The organism is Streptomyces sp. NRRL F-5630 (assembly GCF_000719475.1).
Lineage (GTDB): Bacteria > Actinomycetota > Actinomycetes > Streptomycetales > Streptomycetaceae > Streptomyces.
In genome coordinates this window covers 1-22258 of sequence record NZ_JOGO01000007.1, presented here as the reverse complement: position 1 = coordinate 22258, position 22258 = coordinate 1, and the positions used below count along the sequence as shown (strand labels likewise).

Here is a 22258-nt window from a genome sequence, read left to right as displayed (position 1 = left end):
CGTCGCCTCCGCCCTGACCGGCGAGAGCCCGCCGCGTTCGCCGCCCGCCTCACGGGGGGCGGAAGGCGCCGCGACAGGGGGAGTTGCCCGCACAGGGGGGCGCGGGCAGGGCAGAGAGACACGGCCCCCTCCTGCCCGGCGGGGCGGGGATCAGCGTGGCGCCGGGGCGACGAAAGCGCGTCGCGCGCACCCCTCGCCCGCCCCCCTCGCGCTACTTCCCCTCCCGCCGCGTCCGCAGCAGCTGGGACCCGGCACCCCGCTCGCCGTAGACGTCGTTCGGGTTGGAGAGCACGCAGGTCTCCAGGGACAGGCAGCCGCAGCCGATGCAGCCGCTGAGGTGGTCGCGCAGGAGCTGGAGGCGGCGGATGCGGTCGTCCAGTTCGGTGCGCCAGCGTTCCGAGAGGCGGGCCCAGTCCTCCTCCGTCGGGGTGCGCTCCTCGGGGAGGTCGGCGAGCGCCTCGCGGATCGTGGCGAGGGGGATGCCGACGCGCTGCGCCGCGCGGACGAAGGCGACCCTGCGGAGGGTGTCGCGCGAGTAGCGGCGCTGGTTGCCCGAGGTGCGGCGGCTCGTGATGAGCCCCTTGGTCTCGTAGAAGTGGAGCGCGGAGACGGCGGCCCCGCTGCGCGCGGAGAGCTGCCCGACGCTGAGTTCTTGCACGGTTTCCGGGATCTGCGGCACCCGGCCCAGCGTACGGGAGCGCGTGCGCCCACGGCCGTTGACAGCGGGCCCCGCACCCATAATGCTGAGCAAGCGCTTAGACATACTCGCGGAAGGTGGCAGTCATGGCGGAGCCGAGGGTCTTCTCCTCACCGGAGGAGCTGAAGGGCGCGGTCGGGGAGCGGCTCGGGTACACCGACTGGATCGAGATCGACCAGCGGCGCGTCGACCTGTTCGCGGAGGCGACCGGGGACCACCAGTGGATCCATGTGGAGCCGGAGCGCGCGGCGAAGGAGTCCCCGTTCGGCACGACGATCGCGCACGGCTATCTCACGCTCTCGCTGCTGCCGCTCTTCGCGCCCCAGCTCATGGACCTCGCGGGGGTCAGGATGGGCGTGAACTACGGCACCAACAAGGTCCGCTTCCCCGCCCCGGTCCCGGTGGGCTCCCGGCTGCGGGCGACGGGCACGGTGACGGACGTGAGCGACGTGACGGGCGGGCTCCAGGTCACGGTCGCCTTCACCGTGGAGCGCGAGGGCGGCGAGAAGCCGGTGTGCGTCGCGGAGTCGGTGAGCCGCTTCTACCTCTGAGGCGGCCTCCGGGGCACTTCCGGGGCACCGCGCGCCCTCCAGTCGCTCACTCCGCGCCGCCCGCCCCCGGGCCGCTCACTCCTCGCCGCCCTCCCCCGGCGCCGCCCCCACCATCCGCAGCACGAGGTCCGCGTACAGGTCCCCGATCTGCTCGGGGGTGCGGCGCCCGGCCGCGTTGAACCAGCGGGCGACGTCGATGCACAGCGAGAGCACGGCGAGCGTGGTCCCCGGGACGTCCGGCACGTCGAAGGCCCCGCTGCGCACACCGTCCTCGATGACGCCGCGCACGACCGCCTCGGTGCGGCGGCGCAGGGCGACGATCTCGGCGCGGTGCCCGGGGTCGAGCGCGTCGAGTTCGTACTGGACGATGCGGGCCGTGGTGTGGTGCGCGGCGTGCCAGCGGACGAAGGCCCGGACGGCCTCGGCGAGGCGTGGCGCCGCGCCGCCCGGCCCCTCGGCCGCCTCGCTCAGGACGGCGAGGGACTTGTCGTGCCCCACCCGGCTGATCCGGTGGAGCAGCTCTTCCTTGGTGCGGTAGTGGATGTAGAGGGCGGCGGGGCTCATGCCCGCGCGCCCGGCGATGTCGCGGGTCGTGGTGGCGTGGAAGCCGCGCTCGGCGAACGCCTCCACGGCGGCGACGAGCAGGCGCCGTGCCGCGTCGGGCGTCACGTCGGACCAGGGCGTGTCCTCCGCCTCGCCGGCGGGGGTCTCCCCGGCCGACAGTCCGTCCTCGGGCCGCCGCGCCGCGCTCATCGCCCACCTCTTCCCGTACGGAACCGCTTCACGGAGACACACCCTAACCGCAAAGCTGAGCGGGCGCTTAGCGGGCGCCCCCCGCCCGCCTCAGTGGAAGGGGTCGTTCGCCGCGAGGAGCTTGTCGACGCGGGCCTGGTCGACGCGGTTGATGAGCTGGTCCGCCTCCTGCCGGTCGCGGATGACCTTGGCGAGGGTGAAAGCGGAGGTGACGAGGAAGAGGACGGCGACGGCGAGGAAACCCCGTACCCACGCGTCCGCTTCGAGCCGGAGGATACCGAGTGCCGTGGCGACGAGCGCGACGGCGAAGGAGGCGATGGCCTGGCCGAAATAGGCCCCGGTGGGCCCGGCCTTGGCGGGTGTGTCGGTCATGGCACGAGCGTGCCGCGCGGAGCCCCGGGGGACATCCGCGCGGCTACTCATACGGGAGTGAGCACGAGGCCGGGGACCGGTGCGCCCGTACCCGCGCCTCCGGGGGCGCCGTAACCGCGTGGGTGGACGTGCCGGGCCCGCTCGTGTCCCCGCGTCCGGCGGGCCGCCCGTGCGGGGTCGTGGCGGGCGATGTGTGCGGCGCCTGTATCCCCCCTCCGGGGCCGCCCCTCCTGGGGCGGCCCAGCCTGTGCGCCGCCGCCGCTCAGAAAGCCGAGATCCCCGTCAGTTCCCTCCCGATGAGGAGCTTCTGGATCTGGCTCGTGCCCTCGTAGAGGGTCATGACGCGGGCGTCGCGCAGGAGCTTGCCCACCGGGTACTCGTCGATGTAGCCGTAGCCGCCGTGCACTTGGAGCGCGTTGTTCGCGGCCCGGACGGCGGCCTCGGAGGCGAAGAGCTTGGCGCGGGAGGCGGCGCCCGTGAAGGGCTCGCCCCTGTCGACGAGGTCGGCGACGCGCCAGGTCAGCAGGCGGGCCGCGTCGACGTCGAGGGCGATGTCGGCGAGGAGTTCCTGCACGAGCTGGTGGCCCGCGACGGGCTTGCCGAACTGCTCGCGCCGCGTGGCGTAGCCGAGCGCGGCGTCGAGCGCGGCCTGCGCGATGCCGACGCAGCCCGCCGCGACCGACATGCGCCCCTTGGCGAGCGCGGACATCGCGACCGAGAAGCCCTTGCCCTCCGGACCGAGCAGCGCGGAACCGGGCACACGCACCCCGTCGAGGGCGAGTTCGGCGGTCGCCTGGCCGCGCAGGCCGAGCTTTCCGTGCAGGGTGCGGCGCTCGAATCCCGGGGTGTCGGTGGGGACGAGGAAGGCGGAGACGCCCTTGTGCCCGGGCGCGTCGTTCGAGCGGGCGAAGACGAGGGCCAGGTCGGCCCACGTGCCGTTCGTGATGAACATCTTGCCGCCGGTCAGGAGCCAGTCGTCCCCGTCGCGCACGGCCCGCGTCGTGAGCGCGCCCGCGTCCGACCCGGTGCCGGGCTCGGTGAGCGCGAAGCAGCCCACGGACCGCCCGGACGTCAGCCCCGGGAGCCAGCGCCGCTTCTGTTCCTCGTCGCCCCACGCGGCGAGCGTCTTCGCGACGAGCCCGAGCGAGACGGAGACGATGCCGCGCACCGAGGAGTCGGCGCGGCCCAGTTCCTCCGTCACGAGGCAGTACGTGAGGTGGTCGCCGCCGCTGCCCCCGTACTCCTCGTCGAGCGTCAGGCCCAGGAAGCCGACCTCGCCGAGCTTCGCGACGATCCCGCGGTCCACGCTCTCGGCCCGGTCCCACTCGCGCGCGTACGGGACCACCTCGCGCTCCACGAAGTCCCGCGCCAGGCGGCGGGCCGCTTCCTGTTCCTCGCTCAGCCGCAGGTCCACGCCGTGCCTCCACCGTTCCACGAGCACTTTAATTAGCACCGCTAGTTTTAGCGTCCCGGCCCTACTATGTGCCGCATGGCCCGACCGCGCAAGCCCCTCCTGAGCACGGGGCGCATCGTCGAAGCCGCTCGCGCGCTCGTCGACGCGGAGGGGCTCGCGGCGCTGTCCACGCGCAGGCTCGCGGCCGAACTCGGTGTGAGCGGGCCCTCGCTCTACAACCACTTCGGCACGAAGGACGAACTGCTCGACGCCGTCGCCGACTCGGTGAGCGCGCAGGTCGACCTGTCGATGTTCGAGGACGGCCGCCCCTGGCGCGCCGCGCTCGACGACTGGGCCCGCTCCTACCGCGCCGCGCTCGCCCGCCACCCCCACCTCGCCCCCGTCCTCGCGCGCGGGCCGGGGCGCCGCCCGGCGGCGCTGCGTCTCGCGGACGCGGTCTTCGGGGCGCTCACGGAGGCGGGCTGGCCGCCCGCGCAGGCGACCTCGATCGGGGCGGCGCTGCGCTGGTACGTGGTGGGCTCGGCCCTCGGCTCCTTCGCGGGCGGCTTCGTCCCCGACGAGAACGCCTACGACCCGGCCGACTACCCGCACCTCGGCCAGGCCCACCTCCTCGCCGGACGGGGCGGCACGGTCGACGAACGCGCCTTCGCGACGGGGCTGCGCGCACTGCTCGACGGCTTCGAGCGGCAGTACGGGGAACTGCCGCCGCGCACCGCCTGAAGCGCGCGCGGTCCCGCGTGTGCTCCCGTCCCGGGCCCCGCGCGCCCGCCAGACTTCCCCGCATGACCGCACCGCGCCCCTCCCCCACCGCGCCGCCGCGCCGGCTCCGCTTCGACGGCTGGATCGCCGGGCTCGGCACCGCCTCGGGGACCCGGCTCGTGCTCGGGCACTGGCCGCGCTCCCCCTTCGGGGCCTTCAGCGACGTCATGGTGGCGCGTCCGGGCGGGCGGCGGACGCTGCTCGCGCCGCGCGCGGACGTCGCGGAGTTCGTCGCGGCCACGTACCGCTTCGACGAGGTGCGCGTCGTACCGGTCGAGGTCGCGAAAGACGGGCCGGAGTGGAGTGTGACGGCGGGTCCGCTGCGGCTGCGCCTGCGCGCCGGGCACCGCACGCCGCTCGGCGCGCTGCTGCGCTCCGTACCGCCGCCGCTCGCCGAACATCCCGCCTGGGCACGCCTGACGGACCTGCCCGCGCGGCTGCTGCCCGGGGTGCGCACGTACGGCACGGTGGGGAACGGGCGGCGCGAGTGGTACGCGGCGCGCGACATGTGGGGGCTCGCCGCCGCGGGAGCGCGCTGGGAGGGCGCGGACCTCGGCGCGCCGGGCCCCCTCGCGCCGCCGCCGCGCTTCGGCTTCGCGCAGACGCCGCGCAGGCCGTGCCTGGTGCGGGTCGTGTCGACGGTGGAGGTGCCGGGGTGAGGGCGGCCGTGAGAGCGGAGACGGCGACCCCCGCGCTGCCCCCAGCCCTGCCCCGGCGCTGACCCTCAGAACACGACCAGCGCCCGCGCGCCCCTCCCCTCGCGCATCGCCGTGAAGGCGTCGGGGACGGCGTCGAGCGGGATGCGGTCCGTGACGAGGGTGCTCAGGTCGAGACGGCCCGCGCGGACGTGCTCGCCGAGGACGGGCACGTCCGCGGCCGGGTCGCTGTTGCCGTAGACGCAGCCGGAGAGCGTACGGCCCCAGTGGAAGAGTTCGAGCGCGTGGAAGCGGACCTCCTCGGTGGCCGGTCCGATGCCGACGACCGTCGTGCGCCCGCCGCGCCGGGTCGACTCCCACGCGGTACGGATCGTCACCGCCCTGCCGACGCACTCGATCGCGACATCCGCGCCGCCGCCCGTCAGGCGGCGCACCTCCTTGGCCGTGGTCTCCGAGGCGCGCACGAAGTCCGTGGCTCCGGCGCGGCGGGCGAGGTCCTCCTTCGCGGGCGAGGCGTCGACCGCGACGACACTCCCCGCGCCCGCGATGCGCGCCGCCTGGAGCGCCGCGAGACCGACGCCGCCCGCGCCGAACACCACGACGGACTCCCCCTCGCGCACGCGCGCCGCGTGGTGCACGGCCCCGTAGCCGGTGAGCACCGCGCAGCCGAGGAGCGCGGCCTCGTCGAGCGCGACGCCCTCGGGCGCGGGCAGCAGGCAGGCTTCGGAGACGACGGTCTCCTCGGCGAACGCCGCCACGTTGAGCCCCGGGTACAGGGTCGTGCCGTCCTCGGTACGGGCGTACGCGGCGCCCGCGCCCGTCAGGGCGTTCTCGCACAGCCACACCTCGCCGCGCCCGCAGGAGGCGCAGGTCCCGCAGGAGGGGGCCCAGTTGAGGACGACGGGGTCGCCGGGGCGGACCGAACGGACGCCCTCGCCGAGGGACACGACGGTCCCCGAGCCCTCGTGGCCGAGCACGGCGGGCAGGGGGACGCGCAGGGTGCCCTGGGAGAGCGAGAGGTCCGAGTGGCAGACCCCGGCCGCCGCGAGCCGGACCCTCACCTGCCCGGGGCCCGGTTCGGGCAGGTCGATCCGGGTGATCTCCAGGGGCGCTCCCACGGCGGGCTGGACGGCTGCACGCACCACGGTCTGTCTCCGTTCCTCGGCGTTGCTCGTGTTCCTCGCGTCGCGGGGTGCCGCTCGACATCGCTCGCGCTCCCCGGCCCAGGACCACCGGGTGACCCGGTGAACCCGAAGCCAAACTAGCGGCGTTAGTTTTCACGTGCCAGAGGCCGGACGCGCCCGGCGCCGGGGGCAGGATGCCCGCGCGCCGGGGACAGGACGTCCTCCGCTGCCGGGGGCCGGACGCCGCGGCGATGGAGACCGGTCGCCTCCGGCCCGGCCGCCCGCCTCCGCTCACCCTCCTGCCCGCGCGCGAGCGGCTGCCTACGATGGGCCGTGTGAGCGACCGTGCGAGGGATGGTGTGAGCGACGACGACCGGCTGCCCTTGAACGCCGTCCTCCCGTGGTCGGTCCCCGCCCCCAGGGCCGGGCGCGACTGGCCGCTCGCCACGGACCGGGCGACCGCGCGCGCCCGCTGGACCGCGCTCCTCGCCGCGAGCGAAGAGGGCGCGCGCGAGGCGCTGTTGGTGCCGAGCCGGGCCAGGACGCTGCACACGACGGTCGCGCAACTGCCCGGCCAGTCCACGGGGACGGGGCGGCTCGCGCGCGAGTCGGGTCCGGCTCCCGAGCCCGTACGAGTCGCCTTCGGCCCCTACGAGGAGCGCTTCCTGCTCCCCGACCACCGTCTCCTGGACGCCCCGCGCCCCGAGTTGTGGCGCGTCGCCGACGCCTCCCAGCTCTTCCTCGTGCACGACCCGCGTGCCACCGGCCTCGCCGTCACCGCGCTCCTCCCCTTCGGCGCGGGCCCCGGCAGCCGCGTCCACCCGCTCTTCCGCCGCCCCGGCGGCCGGGAGCCCAACCTCTCCCCCGGCCTCCTCGCCCATCTCTCGGACCGCTACGGGCGGCCTGTGGCCCCGCTCGACGTGCTCGACTGGCTGCTCGCCACGGCGCGCCCCACCCACCGCGGCCGGGAGGTGCGGCTGCCGGGGAGGTACGAGGAGTGGGCGGCCGGCACCGCGTTGGGGCGTGGGCTGCGCGAGGTGGCGCTGCGGGGCCACGGGACGCACGCGGGGCCGCGCCCCCGGCTGCCGGGAGGCCGCCGTCCGTGGGTGCGCGAGGCGCTGGAACTCTCACCGCGCGGTGCGCTCCCGTCCCTCTCGTACGAGGCGGGGGACCAGGCCCTGCGCGTCGGCGACACGGGCCTGCTCGCCCCGGTCGCGCCCGCCGCCTGGGAGGCGCACCACGAGGGCGAACGCGTTCTCGCCCGGTGGTTCCGCGCCCGTGTGAGCGACCCGGCGGCGAAGGGGCTGGCGGCGGTCGTGCCGCGCGCGTGGCCCCGCGAGTGGACCTCGGACCTCCTCGGGCTGCTCACGGATCTCACGCTGCACGCCGAACGGGCGGCGCACTGCGCGGAGTTCGCGGCGGCGGGCGAGGAGGAGGGCCACGGGATCGGGGGGGCCGCGCTGCGGGCGGCCGGAGTGCTCCCCGTGCTCCCCGCGGCGCGGCGGCCCGCGACCGTCCTGGAGACGCGCGAGGAGGGGCCGGAGGGGCAGTTCGTACTGCTGTGAGCGTTTCCCCCCCGTCTTCCCCGGCCCCTCTCGGTCTCCTGGGCTCTCTCCGGCCCTCCCCCGGCGCTCAGCGGGCCGGGGCGATCCGGATCTCGGCCACCCTGCCCTCGCCGCGCAGCGAGACGCGCGGTGTGGCGCGGGCGCAGTCGAGGCGGCCGAACGGGGTCGCGACGCCCCGCTCTTCGAGGGTGACGCCCTCGGTGACGGCCAGGACGAGCAGAACCTCGTCGGCGGCGGCCACGACCTCCGTACCGCCGTCGCCGACGCGCAGCATCCGTACGTGTGCGGTGGCACGGCCCCTGCGGGTCATGACGTTCATGTCGCGCACCGCCCCCGCCTCCAGGCGGCAGTCCGTGCGCGCGTCGCCGGGGAAGGCGAAGGGGTCCAGCGGATCGACGCGCCGGGGCGCGGCCCCGTCCACGGTCAGCACCATGCCGGAGCCCTCGACGAGGGTGATCACGCGGTCGATCCCGGGAAACGCCGAGAAGGGCCCGCCCGCGTCCACGTCCGCGATGCTGACGCGCCAGTCGAACGCGTCCGGCCCGGACGCCTCGCCGCCGGGTACCGGCGCCCCGGACGCCCCCTTGCCGGACCCCGTCCCCGGTATCGCGCCCGAGGCGACCTCCCGCGTCGTGCCGCCCCCGTTGCGCCACGGCATGGCGCGGTAGTCCTCCCAGCGCAGAATCCCGCCGCCGCTCATCCGCCGCCCCCTTCCTCGTGCCCGCCAGGTGGTCCCCTGCCAGTCCGGAATCGTCCTCGTCACCCTATCGGGGCAGGTCACAGGGGGCGTGGGCGCCAGGTTCGGGGCGGCGCGGCCGAGGAGGGCGGGGGGCGGCGGCCGGAGGCGGGGGCGCGGGCCGGAGGAGGGCCGGGTGTTCTGTTCCGTGACGGAACGCGAGAAGCGCCCCGCTCCGGGCGGGCGCCCGCACCGCGCCCCGCGCGGCCGACACCGCGCCAGGTGGCCCGGGGCCGGGGTGGGTGCGGGGGCGCGGCGCGCGGTCCGGAGATGCGGCGGGGCGTGGTGGGGGCGCGGGGCTGCGGACCGGCCGGCGCCCGGCTGGGGGCGGCGGCCGGCCCGGCGGTGGGCGGCGCGGGTGGCGAGCCGGGGCGGGAGCCCCGGTCAGCGCCCGCCGAAGAGGGTGCGGCGCAGCTTCTTGAGCGGGGCGAGGAGTGAGACCTTGCTCATCCGCGTCCTGCTGTCGGGCTGTGCCGCGAGCCCGGTCGCCGCCTTGCGCGAGGTGATCTCACGCATCAGGGAAGTGGCCTCCGCCGCCTCGCGCTGCGGGATGGCGGGACCACCGAGCACCGCGAGGTGCCGGTCGAGCCGTGAACTGCTCGCACCGCTCCCGTACGTGATGGCAGGCACGCGCGGCCTGCTGCGGACCGTTATCTGTTCCATGTCACTCCCCACCCGTCGTCAGGCACCCGGCCCCGGGCAGGGTAACCCTATCGCCCCCGGCTGACACCTTGTATCCCGGTCAAGTGATTCACCTACCCCGTAAGGGGGTTGACGCATCCTCACGTCGTGGGGAGCATTTCGGGGCGAGTCCCGCCAGAGGGTGGAAATAGGGACGGTCCGCCCGAATCCCGCGTACCGCCGAGTAGTTCGGGTCCGGTGCGGGAACGGTCGTCACAGGTCGTCACAGTGGACGGCGCGACGAGAGGCGGGGCGATGGACGGACGCGACGCGGGAGGTCTTGGGGCGGAGGACCCGGCGGGGCGGTTGCTCGCGGGCCGGTACCGGCTCGGTGCCGTGCTCGGCGCGGGCGGTACGGGGACGGTGTGGCAGGCGCGGGACGAGGACCTGGCGCGGGAGGTGGCGGTCAAGGAGGTACGGGTCCCGGCCGGCGTGGACGCGGCGGAGCGCGAGCGCCAGTACGCGCGGGTGGAGCGCGAGGCGCTCGCGGCGGCGCGCTCCGGCCACCAGGGGATCGTCACGGTGTACGACGTCGTGGTGGCGGACGGGCGGCCGTGGATCGTGATGGAACTCGTACGCGGCCTGAGTCTCGCCGACGTGCTCACAGCGGAAGGGCCGCTGCCGCCCGCGCGCGCGGCGCGGGTCGGGCTCGCCGTGCTCGACGCGCTCGGCGCGGCGCACGCGGTCGGTGTCGTGCACCGTGACGTGACCCCGGCGAACATCCTCCTGGGCAACGACGGCCGCGTGGTGCTGACCGACTTCGGGACCGCCGCGCTGCGCGGCGCGCGGGGGCTCACCCTCCCGGGCGAGGTCGTGGGCTCTCCCGCGAGTCTCGCGCCGGAGCGCGCGGAAGGGGCGGAGCCGGGACCCGAGGGAGACCTGTGGTCGCTCGGCGTCGTGCTGTGGACGGCCGTCGAGGGCGGGCCGCCGTTCCGGGGGGCGACGCCGCTCGCGGCCGTGCGGGCCGCCGTCGAGGACCCGCTGCCGCACCCGGTGCAGGCCGGCCCGCTCACGCCCGTGCTCGAAGGGCTGTTGCGCAAGGACCCGGCGCTGCGCCTCCCGGCGGAGCGGGCGGCACGGCAGTTGCGCGAGGTCGCGGAGGGCAGGGAACCGGCGGAGGAGCGGGACGCGGAACCGGGGCCCGGGCGCGGGGCGGAGGACGCGACGGCCGAGGGCGCGGCGGCTCCCTCGGGGACGACTCCCGCCCCGATCACGCCGGAGGAGCCCCGGCACGGCCGCGCCACCCCGTACTCCGCGCTGCTCGGCGCGGGGCTCGCGGTACTCGTGGCCGCGGCTGTGCTGGTCTGGGTGCTGGTACGGGACTGACGCGGGGCCCGGGGGCGGCACGGGACCGCCATGGGCCGGGCGTTGCGGGGCTCGGGCGGACCGGTAACCGCACCGGGCCGTCCACGCGCGTAGCGTCCGCGCGTGGGCGGCCCGGTCCGTACCGGCGTGTACGGAACCGGCTCGGTCAGGGGGCGTACTTGGTCAGGGCCGGGAGGTAACCGCCGGACTGGCCCGCCGGCTTGGGGTGGTAGGACTCGCCGATGTTGAGCCAGTCGACGCTGTGCAGCCAGGCGTCGCCGGAGCAGATTTCGTGGCCCGCGAAGGTGGTGCGGACGTCCCCGAAGGAGAAGCCGTGACTCGCGGCACGGGCCGCGATGGTGGAGTCGAGGAGGTCGGCCGCGCCGTTGATGGCGGAGCGCTCGGCCTCGGCGAGGCCCGCGACGCAGGTGCCGTTGAGCTGGTAGAAGCGCGGGTAGCCGAGCACGACGACCTTCGCCGCCGGTGCCTTGGCGCGGATCTGGCCGTAGACGTTGTCGAGGGCGGCGGGAAGCGTGTTCTGCACGTACGCGCGGGCGGTGTTGACCTTCGCGACACACGTGTCGGTGGACTGGAGGACACACGTCGTCATGACGTCCGCGAACCCGGCGTCGTTGCCGCCGATGGAGATCGTCACGAGGCCGGTGGAGGCGCTGAGGTGGCCGAGCTGGTTGGCGAGAACATCACCCGTACGAGCGCCCGAGCACGCGTCGAAGTTGAAGCTGGAGGGTGAGTGCGCGTTCTTCCACAGGACGGGGTACGCCTTGGAACTGCGCTTGCAGTCGCCGCTGGCACTGTCGTAGGAACCGGAGCCGACCCCGGAGGAGTAGGAGTCGCCGAGGGCCACGTAGCCCGTGGGGGCGGCGGCGTGGGAGGTGGCGGCCGAGGCGAGGGTGGCACCGGCGGCGAGGAGGAGCGAGGACACGATCGCGGTGACGCGGGGGAATCTCATGGGACCTCCGTGTAGCAGGATTTCTGCCCTCCTGTTCGTACCACTCGCGGACGGGTCGCGGGAGTGTGCATGCCAAGAAGTTACCGGGCGGAAAGTTTCACCTGGACTGGGTTTCAACTCGCCTTCTTCTTGGGCCAGATGGCCTTCAGAAGCCTGTGTCTCCCCATCTCCCCCGCCGTGGACGTCCCTTGACGGGGCGAGCGGAGGGCGCGACGCGGACGTCCACCCGGTCAGGCGTCCGCTCAGTCGGGTGTCCACCCGGTCACGTGTCCCCCCGACCGGGTGTCCGCTCAGTCGTCGAAGGGGAGTTCGGGCTCGCACGCCAGGAGGTCGCCCGGTCGGCGGCCGAGTACGGCGCGGTCGTGTCCGCTGCCGCTTCGGCCGCCTGGCGGTCCCCCGCCCCTCGGTAGGCGACGTCATCGCGCGGCGATACGCGTGCGGCGGCCGGTGACCGGCCGTCAGCGGAGGGACACGTGGGGCAGAATCGGGGCGTGAGCCTGAAGATCGCGGTCGACGCCGCCTCCGCCCTCGCCCCGTACGAGCAACTGCGGGCGCAGATCGCCGAACAGGCGCGCTCGGGCGCGCTCCCCGCCGGATACAGACTGCCGACCGTGCGGGGTCTCGCGCAGGAGCTGGGCCTCGCCGCCAACACGGTCGCGAAGGCGTACCGGGCCCTTGAGACGGACGGGGTCGTGGAGACGCGCGGCAGGCACGGCACGGTGGTGGCCGCCGCCGGGGACTCCGCGCGCCGGGAGGCGGCGGCGACGGCGCTCGCCTACGCGGAGCGGGCCCGGCGCCTCGGGCTCGACGAGAGCGAGGCGCGGGCGCTGATCGAGGACGCCGTGCGGGCGGCGTACGGGGACTGAGCACGGGCCCTCGGCGTCCGTCGTCGCTCCGCCGAGGTCGCGCCCGGCGCGCCGGAGGCGGTCCGCACCCTCGCGGACGCCGGCCGCCTCCATCGGGTCGGTATCACGGCGCCGGTGCGGGCGACGACTCGCCCCCGGGCCGTACGAGGTGCGGCGGAGCCGCTCCGCGCGGGTGCTACCAGGCGACGGGGCCCTCGGCCGACACGAAGGTGCCGCTCTCGCCCTCGTTGCCGGCCAGCGCCTCGCGGACCGGGGCCGCCGCGCCCTCCTCGACGGTCTGGGTGCCCGCGTGGTGGTTGAGGTCCGTCTTGGTGAAGCCGGGATCGACGGCCGTGACGCGGATGCCCGGCAGGGCCTGGGCGAGCTTGACGGTGAGCATGTTGAGGGCCGTCTTCGAGACCGGGTACTCGACGCTCGGGTAGTACGGCGCCCCGCCGCCGGCCGCGAGCGAGCCGAGACCGCTGCTCAGGTTGACGACGGCGGCGGAGGCCGAGCGGCGCAGCAGCGGCAGGAACGCCTGCGTGACCCGCAGCGGGCCGAGGACGTTCGTCTCGAAGACGGTGCGCAGCCGGTCCGCGCTCGCGTCGAGCGCGGCGAGCGGCCCGCCATCCTCGGCGCGCGGCTCGATGCCCGCGTTGTTGACGAGCACGTCGAGGCCCGTGCCGGCCTCCTCGACCGTGCGGAAGGCGGCGGCCACCGAGGCGTCGTCGCTCACATCGATGACGAGCGCCCTGGCACCCAGGCTCTCGGCGGCCTCGCGGCCCCGCTCCGGGTCGCGGCTGCCGAGCCACACGGTGTGTCCCGCGGCGATCAGCTGGCGGGCCGTCTCGAAGCCGATGCCCTTGTTGGCTCCGGTGATCAGTGAAGTGGTCATGTCTCCACGGTGCGGCCGGGGAGGCACCCCGGCCAGTGGTCCCGTTTTCCTGGGCACAGCGGTACCAGGCACGATGCCCCCGCGCGCGTGCACACTGCCCCTATGGCGACGGGTGAATTCGCACAGGCGGTACGGCGCTGGCGCGACCGGGTGGCCCCGCAGGCCGCCGGGCTCCCCGCGGGCGGCAGGCGGCGCGCCCCCGGGCTGCGCCGCGAGGAACTGGCCCAGCTCGCCGGGATCTCCGCCGACTACATCACGCGCCTGGAGCAGGGCCGCGCCACGCACCCCTCGGCGCAGGTCGTCGAGGCGCTCGCCCGCTCGCTGCGGCTCGCCCCCGAGGAGCGCGCGCACCTCTACCGCGCCGCCGGGCTCGTCCCGCCGGGCCCTGGGACCGTGCCCGGCTGGATCCCGCCCAGCGTGCAGCGCCTCCTCGACCGCCTCGCCGGGGTCCCGGTCGCGGTCTTCGACGCGCTGTGGACGCTGCTGCTCGCCAACGGCCCGTACGAGGCGCTCATGGGCGACTCCTCGGCGCTCGGCAGCCGGGAGCGGAACGCGGTGTGGCGCACCTTCCTCGGCTCGGGCTCGCGCGCGGTCATGACACCGGCGGAACGGGCCGCCTTCGAGGCGGGCATGGCCGCCGACCTGCGCACGGTCGCCCAGCGGTACCCGGACGACCCCCGCCCGGCAGCGCTCGTCGCCGCGCTGCGCGCCGGCAGCCCGCGCTTCGCGGAGCTGTGGGACGAGGGCGCCGTGGGCGCCCACCTCAGCACGCGCAAGATCATCGCGCACCCGCACGTCGGCGAGATCCGCCTGGACTGCGACGTCCTCACGGTCCACGACAGCGACCTCAGGATCATGGTCTACACGGCGGAACCGGGCACGACGGACGCGGAGCGGCTGGCGCTCGCGGGGGTGCTGGGCAACCAGGACCTGGGGACGGGGACGAGGGGAGGCACGGCGCCGGGCGCCTCGGGGTGAGCGGCGGGACCGGTGCCGGGCTGAGCGGAGCCGGGGTTGTTCGGGGTGGGGCAGCCCGGCGCCGCTCGCGCAGGTCAGCGGCTCTCTCCCGGAGGCCAGTGGCTCCCCGGCGCCCCGCCCCTGCGGATGCGCCCCGCAGGACCGGGGCGCCGCATCAATTCGGATGCGCCGCCCCCGCCCCCCGCCTACCGTTCGCGCCGATGACGATTCGTGTGCGTGACCTCGATCCCGACGACCCCGCCGACCTCGACGGCGTCACCGCCGTCCTGCGGGCCGCCGTCCCCCCGATGCTGGTGACCCCGGAGCTGCTGCGGTGGCAGTCCGCCGCCGCCCCCGCCGCGCAGCGCCACCGGCTGCTGCTCGCCGAGGACGAGGAGGGGCGGGTGGTCGGCCGGAGCAGTACGGGGCTCGCGCACGAGAGCCCCCGACCGGGCCTCGCCTTCTGCAACGTGTACGTCCATCCGGAGCACGAGGGCCGGGGCGTGGGCACGGCGCTCGTGACGGCCGCCGAGGAGTACCTGACGTCGATCGGCGCGCGCAAAGCCTTCAGCTGGGTGCTCGACGGGGAGCGGAACCTCGGCTTCGCGCGCCGGGCGGGCTGGTCCCCCGGCCGCTCCGCGCGTTTCCTGCGCCTGGACCTGACGGCCCCACTGCTCCCGTTCGCGCCGCCCCCGCCGGGCGTCGCGCTGCGGCCCGCCTCCGCCTTCGCCGACGACCCCCGACCGCTCTTCCTCCTGGACGCGGAGGCGGCGGCCGACGAGCCGAGCGAGGTCGGCGCCGCGCTGGACGACTACGAGGACTGGCTCGCGTCCACCTGGGGACACCCGCTGTTCGACCGGGACCTGACGACGGTGGCGCTCGTGGACGGGGTGCCCGCCGCGTTCAGCCTCGCGCACACGGACGGCGCGAGCCGGTACTTCACGGGGATGACGGGGACCGCGCGCGCCCACCGGGGCCGGGGCCTCGCGAAGCTCGCCAAGCACGACTCGCTGAGCCGGGCCCGCGCGGCCGGGTTCACGGAGGCGTTCACGAACAACGACACGGGGAACGAGCCGATGCTCGCGATCAACAGGTGGTTCGGGTACGTCCCGGCGGCCGCGGAGGTGCGGCATGCCAAGTCCCTCGGCTGACGCCCTGACCGTCGTGCTCACCAAGGCGGGCCGCGTCAAGAAGCGCTACCCGGCCCGGCGGCTCGCCGACGACGGCACGCACCTCGTGGTGGTGGCCCCGTGGGCCTCGCCCGAGGCGCGCGACTTCGGCTTCGTCCGCTTCGCGCCCGGCGACGTCTTCACCGAGCACTACTGGACGACGACGTGGTACGCGGTCAAGGAGGTGCGGGCGTCGGACGGCGGCCTCAAGGGCTGGTACTGCGACATGACCCGTCCCGCGGTGCGCGAGGAGGGGGCGGTACGGGTGGACGACCTGGAACTCGACCTGTGGGTCCCGCCACCGGGCCGGGGCCCCGCCCTCCGCCTCGACGAGGACGAGTTCCTGGCGAGCGGCCTGCCCACGGCGGACCCGCACGCGGCGGAACGGGCCCGCGCCGCCCAGGCCGGTCTCGAAGCCCTGGCACACCGGGACAGGGACCGCACGGCCTTCCGCGCCCTCCTCGCGTACTGACCCCGGGGCCGCGCCCGTGCCCGCTGCCCCCGGGCCGCGCCCGTTCCCGGCCCGCCGCACCGCACCCGCACCGCCCGTCCCCCACCGGCCCCCGCCCCCGCGCCTCACCCGGCCGGCGGCCCCGGGCTCTCCCGCAGCACCACCGCCCGCCCCGGTACCCCCGCTACCCGTGCCACCGGGTCGTCCGGGGCATGGCGGTGGAGGACGAAACGGTCGCCCGCGCGGTAGGCGTCGAGCCCGGCGGCGCAGTAGGCGACGAGGCCCTCGGGGAGGGCGTCGAGCGGGAACCACTCCAGGGCGTCGCACTTGTGCGGCTCCGCGTTGCGCGGCTCGCCACCCGCCGGGTGCACGGCCTCGAAGAACCAGCCGATACGGCTCCCGCCCGAGGGGGCCGCGTGCTGCATGACGAGGGCGACGCGGACGTCCTCGGGGGCGAGTCGCAGGCCCGTCTCCTCGTACGCCTCGCGCAGCACCGCCGTCCGTACGTCCTCGCCCTCCTCGACGTGCCCGGACGGCGCGTGCCACAGGCCGTCCGCGTAGCCGGTGTTCGCGCGGCGGGCGAGGAGGACCTCGTCGCCGCGGCGCAGGAAGAGGTGGACGTCGACGATCTCGCTGTGCCTGCGGGGTGGCGCGGGGCTCGCGACGACCGCGTACCGCTCGTCGTCGACCGGGCCGCCCCACAGGCGCGCGTCCCCGCTGAGCGGCTCGGTGTGGAGGCGCTCGGCGAGCGGGGCGAGGAGCGCGGTGACCTCGGCGAGCGGCAGGCCCGCGTCCTTCCAGCGGCCCTCGACCAGGACGAGCCGCCCGCCGGGGCGCAGCAGCGCGCACCAGCGGCGCAGCACGACGGCCGGGTCCGCGAACAGCCACAGCAGGTGGCGGACGAGGACGATGTCGAAGGAGCGGGGTGCGAAGGGCGGGTGCGCGGCGTCGGCGCGCAGGAGGCGGGCGCCGGTCCCCGCGAGCTTGGCACGGGCCTCGGCGAGCATCGCGGGGGAACGGTCGGAGGCGGTGACGCGGTGTCCGGCGCGGGCGGCGAGCAGGGCGAGGCTGCCGGTGCCGCAGCCGAGGTCGAGCACGTCGGCGGGGGCGGCGGGCAGCCAGGCCGTGAGGCGGCTCGCCCAGGCGTCCCGTACCGCGGGATCGCGCATCCCGTGATCCGCTCCGGCGTCGAACCCGGGCGCGACCGCGTCCCAGTCCGTGCCCGCGCCCCACCCGGTCTCCGCATCCCGGCCGGGCGCCCCGCCACCATCGGACGCACCACCACCGTCCGGCATCCTCTCCCCGTCCCGCTCCGCCCCGTCCCGGCCCGTCCTCGTCATGCGCGCCCCGCCTCTCGCCCGTGCGTCCCGTGGCCTCGCGCCTCGCGCGGCCGTGTGCCGCCGATCCTGGCACCCGCCACTGACAAGGCCCGAGCGCGCCCGCGACCAGCGCTGATCCGCCGGCCGGGGCACGGCGGTCACCCGAGCGGCCCCGGCGGCGAGGTGACGAGCCGCCAGGCGCACAAGGCTGGAAAGCGGGTACCCGACCCCGGTCAGCCCCGGCCCCCGGGCCAGGCCCGTTCCCGTACGAGAGGCGCTTCCCGCATGGCTTCCGACTCCCCGGCCGACGGCCGTCCGCTGCTCCTGGTCCTCTTCGGCTCCACCGGCGACCTGGCCAAGCGCAAGCTGTACCCGGCGCTCTTCCAGTTGCACGCGCGCGGCCTCATGGCGGAGGAGTACGCCGTGATCGGCTCGGGGCGGCACTCCCCCGGCTCGGACGACGACTTCCGGGGGATCGTCGCCGACGCGGTGAAGGAGGCGCACGGCGGCGAGGCCCCGGCCGGGCTCGACGAGTTCACGGCGCGCTTCCGCTTCCGGGCCTCGTCGGCCGAGGACGGCGAGGACCTGGCCCGGGCCGTGCGCGAGACCCGCGAAGGGCTCGGCACGGACACCCGTACCCTCCTGTACCTCTCGGTGCCGCCCGCGAGCATGTCGGGGATGCTCGGCATGATCGGCTCGACCGGGCTCGGCGACGACGCGGTCCTCGTGATGGAGAAGCCGTTCGGCGAGGACGTCGCGAGCGCGTGCGCGCTCAACGAGCGGCTGCACGAGATCGTCCCCGAGGAACGCGTCTTCCGCGTCGACCACTTCCTCGGCAAGGAGGCGGTGCGCAACCTCCTCGCGCTGCGGCTCGCGAACGGCTGGCTGGAGTCGGTGTGGAACCGCGAGCACCTCGCGTACGTGCAGATCGACGTGCCCGAGGAGATCGACATCGAGGGCCGGGCCTCGTTCATGGAGTCCACGGGGACTTTCCGCGACATGATCCCCACGCACCTCGGGCAGGTGCTCGGCATCGTCGCGCTCGACCTGCCGGAGCGGTACGGGGCGGACGAGCTGCGCGAGGCGCGGACCGCGCTGTTCCGGCGGCTGCGGCCCTTCTCCCCCGCCGAGACGGTGTTCGGGCAGTACGAGGGCTACCGCGAGGAGGAGGGCGTCGCCGCCGACTCGACCGCCGAGACCTTCGTGGCGCTGCGCGCCTGGATCGACGACCCGCGCTGGGAGGGCGTGCCGTTCCTGCTGCGCACGGGCAAGGCGATGGGCGTCTCGCGGCAGCAGGTGACGATCGGGCTGCGCGAGTCGGCGCGGGTCCCCGGTGCCGATGACGCGGCCTGCGACCGGCCCTCGGAGTGGGTCTTCGACCTCACCGACCCGCCGCACTTCGGTGTGGAGGCGTACGGGAAGCGGCCCGGGACCGGTTTCCGGCTCGTCCGGGCGCCGCTCATGCTCGACGAGGGCACGGCCTTCCCCGACGACCCGCCGCTCACCGCCTACGCGCGGGTCTTCCTCGACGCGCTCGCGGGCGACCCGACGTGGTTCACGGGCGCCGAGGAGATCGAGCGCCTGTGGGAGGTGTGCGCGGACGTGCAGGGCGCGGGGAGCGTGCCGCTGCCGTACGCGCGGGGGTCGTTCGGGCCCACGGCGGCGCTGGAGCTGGCGGGGAAGCGGGGGTGGCGGGTGCCGGAGAAGTGAGGGTACGGGGCGGTAAGTGCCGCCCCGGCGGTTCGCCCCTGACAGGGGTTTGTTAGCCTGCACGGGCCTCTCGTGGGGGAAGCCGGTGGGAATCCGGCGCTGACCCGCAACGGTGTGCGTGGCCCGCGGGGGTGTCCCGGGGGCCGCGCGAGCCCGATCGCCCGCGGCAGGAGTACCGACCCCGTCGACCGCTCGCCGTGGACTGCGAGCAGGGACCGCCACGAAGCCCCTCCGGGCCCCACCGGCGCCCTGCGCGTTCCGCCGGTGGCCGCCCTCCCGGAGGATGCGCGCCCGTCATGTCCCTCACCACCGCGCCCCGCGCCGGGGACACCCGCCGCATACCCGTGCCCCCACTGCTCCTCGGGCTCGCGCTCGCGCTGCTCGCCTCGCTCGTCTGCGGGGTCGCGCTCGGCGCGTCGGGGATCGGCTGGGGGCGGGTGCTGCGGCTGCTGTGGGCCGGGCTGAGCGGAGGGAGCGTGGGCGCGGGCGAGGCGGGGGCCTACACGATCGTGTGGGAGATCCGCTTCCCACGCGTCGTGCTCGCGGCCGTGGCCGGGGCGGGGCTCGCCACCGTCGGGGTCGCGGTGCAGGCGCTCGTACGGAACGCGCTCGCCGACCCCTTCGTGCTCGGCATCTCCTCGGGGGCCGCCGTGGGCGCCAACGCGGTCATCCTCTTCGGGGCGCTCGCGGGCCTCGGCGTGTGGGCGCTCTCCTTCTCGGCCTTCGTCTCCGCGCTCGCGGCGACCGCCCTCGTCTACGCGGTGGCCCGCTCCCCGCTCGGGCTCAGCCCGCTGCGCCTGGTCCTGAGCGGCACCGCCCTCGCCTACGGGTTCCAGGCGGTCACGACGGTCATGGTGTTCGGCGCGGAGCGGGGCGAGGCGGCGCGCTCGGCGATGATGTGGCTGCTCGGGAGCCTCGGCGGGGCGACGTGGCCGAAGGTGCCGCTCGTCGCCGCGACGGTGCTCGCGGGACTGCTGTGGCTCGGCGCACGGGCGGGAGCGCTCGACGCGCTCGCGATGGGCGACGAGACGGCCGCCGCGCTCGGCGTGCCGCCCGACCGGCTGCGGCGCGAACTCTTCGTCGTGACGGCGGCCGTGACGGGGAGCGTCGTCGCGGTGAGCGGGGCGATCGGCTTCGTCGGGCTCATGGTGCCGCACCTCGTACGGATGCTCGTCGGGGCCTCGCACGCGCGGGTTCTCGCGGTCGCGCCGCTCGCCGGGGCCGTGCTCCTCGTCTGGGCCGACCTGCTCTCGCGCCTGCTGCTCGCTCCCACCGAACTGCCCGTCGGGGTCGTGACGGCGGCGCTCGGGGTGCCCGCCTTCCTGCTGCTCATGCGGCGCGGCGGGCACGCGCTCGCGGGGCGCTGAGCGCGGACGCCCCGCGAAGCGGGCCGGGCCCGCTGCCCTGTCCTCGTACCCCCGTTCCCCTGTCCCCGTTTCCAAGTCCCCTGCGGAGGAGATGACATGCGGCTCGACATCGAAGGGCTCTCGGTCGACGTGGCGGGCGCGCGGCTCGTCGACGAGGTGGCGCTCGACGCGCCCGCCGGGGCCTTCGTGGGGCTCGTCGGGCCGAACGGGAGCGGCAAGTCGACGCTTCTTCGCTGCGTGTACCGGGCGCGGCGGCCGGACGCGGGGGTCGTCCGGGTCGGGGGCGAGGACGTGCACCGCCTCACGCCCCGGGCCGCCGCGCGGCTGCTCGCCGCGCTGCCGCAGGAGACGGCCGCCGACTTCGGCTTCACCGCCGCCGAGGTCGTCGCGATGGGCAGGCTCCCGCACCGCGAGCGCTCGGCCGCGCGGGACCGCGAGATCTGCGCGCGGGCGCTCGCGGACGCGGGCGTCGCGCACCTCGCCGCGCGCGGCTTCACCTCGCTCTCCGGCGGCGAGAAGCAGCGCGTGCTCATCGCCCGCGCGCTCGCCCAGGAGCCGCGCCTCCTCGTCCTCGACGAACCCACAAACCACCTCGACATCGCCCACCAGCTCGATGTCCTGCGCCAGGTCCGCGCGAGCGGCCCGACCGTGCTCGCGGCGTTGCACGACCTCAATCTCGCCGCCGCGCACTGCGACCTCCTGCACGTCCTGCACCACGGGCGCGTGGTCGCCTCGGGCCCGCCCGCCGAGGTGCTCTCCGCCGCGCTCCTCGCGGAGGTCTTCGGCGTACGGGCGCATCGCGTGCGCCACCCCGAGACGGGCGCGACCCAGTTCCTGTTCGACCCCCTCGCCCCCTGACTCCCTGCCCCCTGCCCCCTGCCTTCGGAGGTTCTCCCGTGCGCAAGCTCCTCACCACCGCCTCGCTCGGCCTCGCCGCCGCCGTCACGCTGACCGGCTGCGGCGCGAAGGTCGCGCACGACGACGGCAAGGCCGCGAAGGCGGAAGCGGTGACCGTCACCAACTGCGGCGAGAAGGTCACGTACGACAAGCGGCCCGAGCGCGTCGTGACCAACGACATCGGCATCACCGAGCTGATGTTCGCGCTCGGCCTGGAGGACCGCATGGCCGGGTACGCCATGCCGGACGACAAGGGCTCGCTGAAGGAGGTGCCGTACAAGGACGCGTACGCCAAGGTGAAGTGGATCTCGAAGGACCGCGTCACCAAGGAGAACGCGCTCGCCGCGCGCGCCGACCTCGTCTTCGCCGGGTGGAACTACGGCTTCAACGAGAACGCGCTGACACCGGACGAACTGCACAAGGCCGGGATCGGCACGTACCTGCTCACCGAGTCCTGCCGCAACGCCCGTACCGGTACCTCGCGCGGCATCATGCCGCCGCTCGACGCGCTCTACACCGACCTGGAGAACCTCGGGAAGATCTTCGGCGTCGAGGCGCGGGCCACGAAGCTGATCGAGGAGTACAAGGCGACGGTCGCGGGCGTCCACGCGAAGATCCCGGCGAAGCGGCCCTCCGTCTTCCTCTACGACAGCGGCCAGGACCAGCCCTTCACCTCGGGCCGGTACGCGGCGCCCGAGCAGATCATCAGCGAGGCCGGTGGCGTCAACATCGCGCACGACCTCAAGGACTCGTGGACGACGGTCGGCTGGGAGACGGTCGTGAAGCGGAACCCGGACGTCATCGTCATCAACGACTACGGGGCGACGAGCGCGAAGAAGAAGCGGGACTTCCTGCTGTCGTACCCGCCGCTGCGGAACGTGTCCGCGATCAAGAACAAGCACGTGTACGTGCTGGACTACGCCGACCTCGTCGAGAGCCCGCGCAACCCCTCGGCGATCGAGCGGCTGGGCGGCTACCTGCGGGAGGTCGCCGACGCGGAGTGAGGCGAGGACCGCGAACGGCGGCGCTTCCGGGCGGGGAACTTGGCGGGGGCGGGGGTGACGG

The 22258-nt window shown here is 75.5% G+C and carries 23 protein-coding genes and 1 riboswitch; of the genes, 13 read left to right on the top strand and 10 right to left on the bottom strand.

Going from position 1 to position 22258, the window contains the following annotated elements:
* Positions 1-211: 211 nt before the first annotated feature.
* A complete protein-coding gene (gene soxR, locus IF99_RS0105090) occupies positions 212-679 on the bottom strand; it encodes a redox-sensitive transcriptional activator SoxR (protein WP_030995118.1) in 468 nt (155 codons plus the stop codon).
* Positions 680-783: 104 nt separating this feature from the next.
* On the opposite strand from soxR, the gene IF99_RS0105085 reads away from it, so the two are divergent.
* Positions 784-1248 (top strand): MaoC family dehydratase, encoded by a 465-nt coding sequence (locus tag IF99_RS0105085; protein WP_030995117.1) that lies wholly within the window; start codon positions 784-786, stop codon positions 1246-1248.
* Positions 1249-1323: 75 nt separating this feature from the next.
* Here IF99_RS0105085 and IF99_RS0105080 read toward each other — a convergent pair whose 3' ends face one another.
* The 3 genes from IF99_RS0105080 to IF99_RS0105070 all read right to left on the bottom strand — a co-directional run bounded on the left by IF99_RS0105080 (position 1324) and on the right by IF99_RS0105070 (position 3787).
* Complete coding sequence (locus IF99_RS0105080; RefSeq protein WP_030995116.1) at positions 1324-2001, bottom strand: TetR/AcrR family transcriptional regulator; 678 nt, start codon at positions 1999-2001, stop codon at positions 1324-1326.
* A 90-nt stretch (positions 2002-2091) separates the two neighbouring features.
* Positions 2092-2373: a YiaA/YiaB family inner membrane protein gene (locus tag IF99_RS0105075; RefSeq protein ID WP_007828872.1), complete on the bottom strand. Its 282-nt coding sequence runs from the start codon at positions 2371-2373 to the stop codon at positions 2092-2094.
* A 262-nt stretch (positions 2374-2635) separates the two neighbouring features.
* Positions 2636-3787 carry an acyl-CoA dehydrogenase family protein gene (locus IF99_RS0105070; protein ID WP_030995115.1) on the bottom strand — a complete coding sequence of 384 codons (1152 nt, stop codon included), beginning with the start codon at positions 3785-3787 and terminating at the stop codon, positions 2636-2638.
* 75 nt (positions 3788-3862) lie between these two features.
* On the opposite strand from IF99_RS0105070, the gene IF99_RS0105065 reads away from it, so the two are divergent.
* Together IF99_RS0105065 and IF99_RS0105060 are read left to right on the top strand one after the other, a co-directional pair.
* Positions 3863-4507: a TetR/AcrR family transcriptional regulator gene (locus tag IF99_RS0105065; protein WP_030995114.1), complete on the top strand. Its 645-nt coding sequence runs from the start codon at positions 3863-3865 to the stop codon at positions 4505-4507.
* A gap of 62 nt (positions 4508-4569) precedes the next feature.
* Complete coding sequence (locus IF99_RS0105060; RefSeq protein WP_030995113.1) at positions 4570-5205, top strand: hypothetical protein; 636 nt, start codon at positions 4570-4572, stop codon at positions 5203-5205.
* Positions 5206-5270: 65 nt separating this feature from the next.
* Here the strand turns inward: IF99_RS0105060 and IF99_RS0105055 are convergent, their stop codons facing one another.
* Positions 5271-6347, bottom strand: coding sequence for a Zn-dependent alcohol dehydrogenase (locus IF99_RS0105055; protein WP_030995112.1), 1077 nt, complete (start codon positions 6345-6347; stop codon positions 5271-5273).
* A 305-nt stretch (positions 6348-6652) separates the two neighbouring features.
* Here IF99_RS0105055 and IF99_RS0105050 point away from each other — a divergent pair, with 305 nt between their 5' ends.
* A complete protein-coding gene (locus IF99_RS0105050) occupies positions 6653-7891 on the top strand; it encodes a type ISP restriction/modification enzyme (RefSeq protein ID WP_051703380.1) in 1239 nt (412 codons plus the stop codon).
* Between the two features lie 67 nt (positions 7892-7958).
* Here IF99_RS0105050 and IF99_RS32050 read toward each other — a convergent pair whose 3' ends face one another.
* On the bottom strand, positions 7959-8591 hold the full coding sequence (locus IF99_RS32050) for a HutD family protein (protein ID WP_030995109.1): 633 nt from the start codon (positions 8589-8591) through the stop codon (positions 7959-7961).
* Positions 8592-9011: 420 nt separating this feature from the next.
* Positions 9012-9290 (bottom strand): hypothetical protein, encoded by a 279-nt coding sequence (locus IF99_RS0105040; protein WP_030995108.1) that lies wholly within the window; start codon positions 9288-9290, stop codon positions 9012-9014.
* 273 nt (positions 9291-9563) lie between these two features.
* Here IF99_RS0105040 and IF99_RS0105035 point away from each other — a divergent pair, with 273 nt between their 5' ends.
* Positions 9564-10634, top strand: coding sequence for a serine/threonine-protein kinase (locus IF99_RS0105035; RefSeq protein ID WP_030995107.1), 1071 nt, complete (start codon positions 9564-9566; stop codon positions 10632-10634).
* A 145-nt stretch (positions 10635-10779) separates the two neighbouring features.
* Here the strand turns inward: IF99_RS0105035 and IF99_RS0105030 are convergent, their stop codons facing one another.
* The gene (locus IF99_RS0105030; RefSeq protein WP_030995106.1) at positions 10780-11583 is read right to left on the bottom strand and encodes an SGNH/GDSL hydrolase family protein; all 804 of its coding nucleotides are present in this window, start codon (positions 11581-11583) and stop codon (positions 10780-10782) included.
* A 491-nt stretch (positions 11584-12074) separates the two neighbouring features.
* Here IF99_RS0105030 and IF99_RS0105025 point away from each other — a divergent pair, with 491 nt between their 5' ends.
* The gene (locus tag IF99_RS0105025; RefSeq protein WP_030995105.1) at positions 12075-12449 is read left to right on the top strand and encodes a GntR family transcriptional regulator; all 375 of its coding nucleotides are present in this window, start codon (positions 12075-12077) and stop codon (positions 12447-12449) included.
* A gap of 175 nt (positions 12450-12624) precedes the next feature.
* Here the strand turns inward: IF99_RS0105025 and IF99_RS0105020 are convergent, their stop codons facing one another.
* On the bottom strand, positions 12625-13323 hold the full coding sequence (locus IF99_RS0105020) for an SDR family NAD(P)-dependent oxidoreductase (RefSeq protein ID WP_030995104.1): 699 nt from the start codon (positions 13321-13323) through the stop codon (positions 12625-12627).
* A 102-nt stretch (positions 13324-13425) separates the two neighbouring features.
* On the opposite strand from IF99_RS0105020, the gene IF99_RS0105015 reads away from it, so the two are divergent.
* The 3 genes from IF99_RS0105015 to IF99_RS0105005 all read left to right on the top strand — a co-directional run bounded on the left by IF99_RS0105015 (position 13426) and on the right by IF99_RS0105005 (position 15921).
* Positions 13426-14301: a helix-turn-helix transcriptional regulator gene (locus tag IF99_RS0105015; RefSeq protein WP_030995103.1), complete on the top strand. Its 876-nt coding sequence runs from the start codon at positions 13426-13428 to the stop codon at positions 14299-14301.
* Between the two features lie 200 nt (positions 14302-14501).
* Positions 14502-15431, top strand: a complete 930-nt coding sequence (locus tag IF99_RS0105010) for a GNAT family N-acetyltransferase (protein WP_030995102.1) — start codon at positions 14502-14504, stop codon at positions 15429-15431.
* Positions 15412-15921 (top strand): DUF402 domain-containing protein, encoded by a 510-nt coding sequence (locus IF99_RS0105005; RefSeq protein WP_030995101.1) that lies wholly within the window; start codon positions 15412-15414, stop codon positions 15919-15921. Before IF99_RS0105010 ends, IF99_RS0105005 begins: the two co-directional genes overlap by 20 nt.
* Before the next feature lie 104 nt (positions 15922-16025).
* Here IF99_RS0105005 and IF99_RS0105000 read toward each other — a convergent pair whose 3' ends face one another.
* Positions 16026-17240 carry a methyltransferase domain-containing protein gene (locus IF99_RS0105000; RefSeq protein WP_324604361.1) on the bottom strand — a complete coding sequence of 405 codons (1215 nt, stop codon included), beginning with the start codon at positions 17238-17240 and terminating at the stop codon, positions 16026-16028.
* A gap of 264 nt (positions 17241-17504) precedes the next feature.
* Here IF99_RS0105000 and IF99_RS0104995 point away from each other — a divergent pair, with 264 nt between their 5' ends.
* The 4 genes from IF99_RS0104995 (at position 17505) to IF99_RS0104980 (ending at position 22197) form a co-directional block, all read left to right on the top strand.
* On the top strand, positions 17505-18929 hold the full coding sequence (locus tag IF99_RS0104995; RefSeq protein ID WP_030995099.1) for a glucose-6-phosphate dehydrogenase: 1425 nt from the start codon (positions 17505-17507) through the stop codon (positions 18927-18929).
* Positions 18930-18975: 46 nt separating this feature from the next.
* Positions 18976-19109, top strand: a riboswitch (cobalamin riboswitch).
* 116 nt (positions 19110-19225) lie between these two features.
* A complete protein-coding gene (locus IF99_RS0104990; RefSeq protein WP_030995098.1) occupies positions 19226-20296 on the top strand; it encodes a FecCD family ABC transporter permease in 1071 nt (356 codons plus the stop codon).
* 96 nt (positions 20297-20392) lie between these two features.
* Positions 20393-21154 (top strand): ABC transporter ATP-binding protein, encoded by a 762-nt coding sequence (locus tag IF99_RS0104985; protein WP_030995097.1) that lies wholly within the window; start codon positions 20393-20395, stop codon positions 21152-21154.
* A gap of 38 nt (positions 21155-21192) precedes the next feature.
* Positions 21193-22197: an ABC transporter substrate-binding protein gene (locus IF99_RS0104980; RefSeq protein WP_030995096.1), complete on the top strand. Its 1005-nt coding sequence runs from the start codon at positions 21193-21195 to the stop codon at positions 22195-22197.
* Positions 22198-22258: the final 61 nt, after the last annotated feature.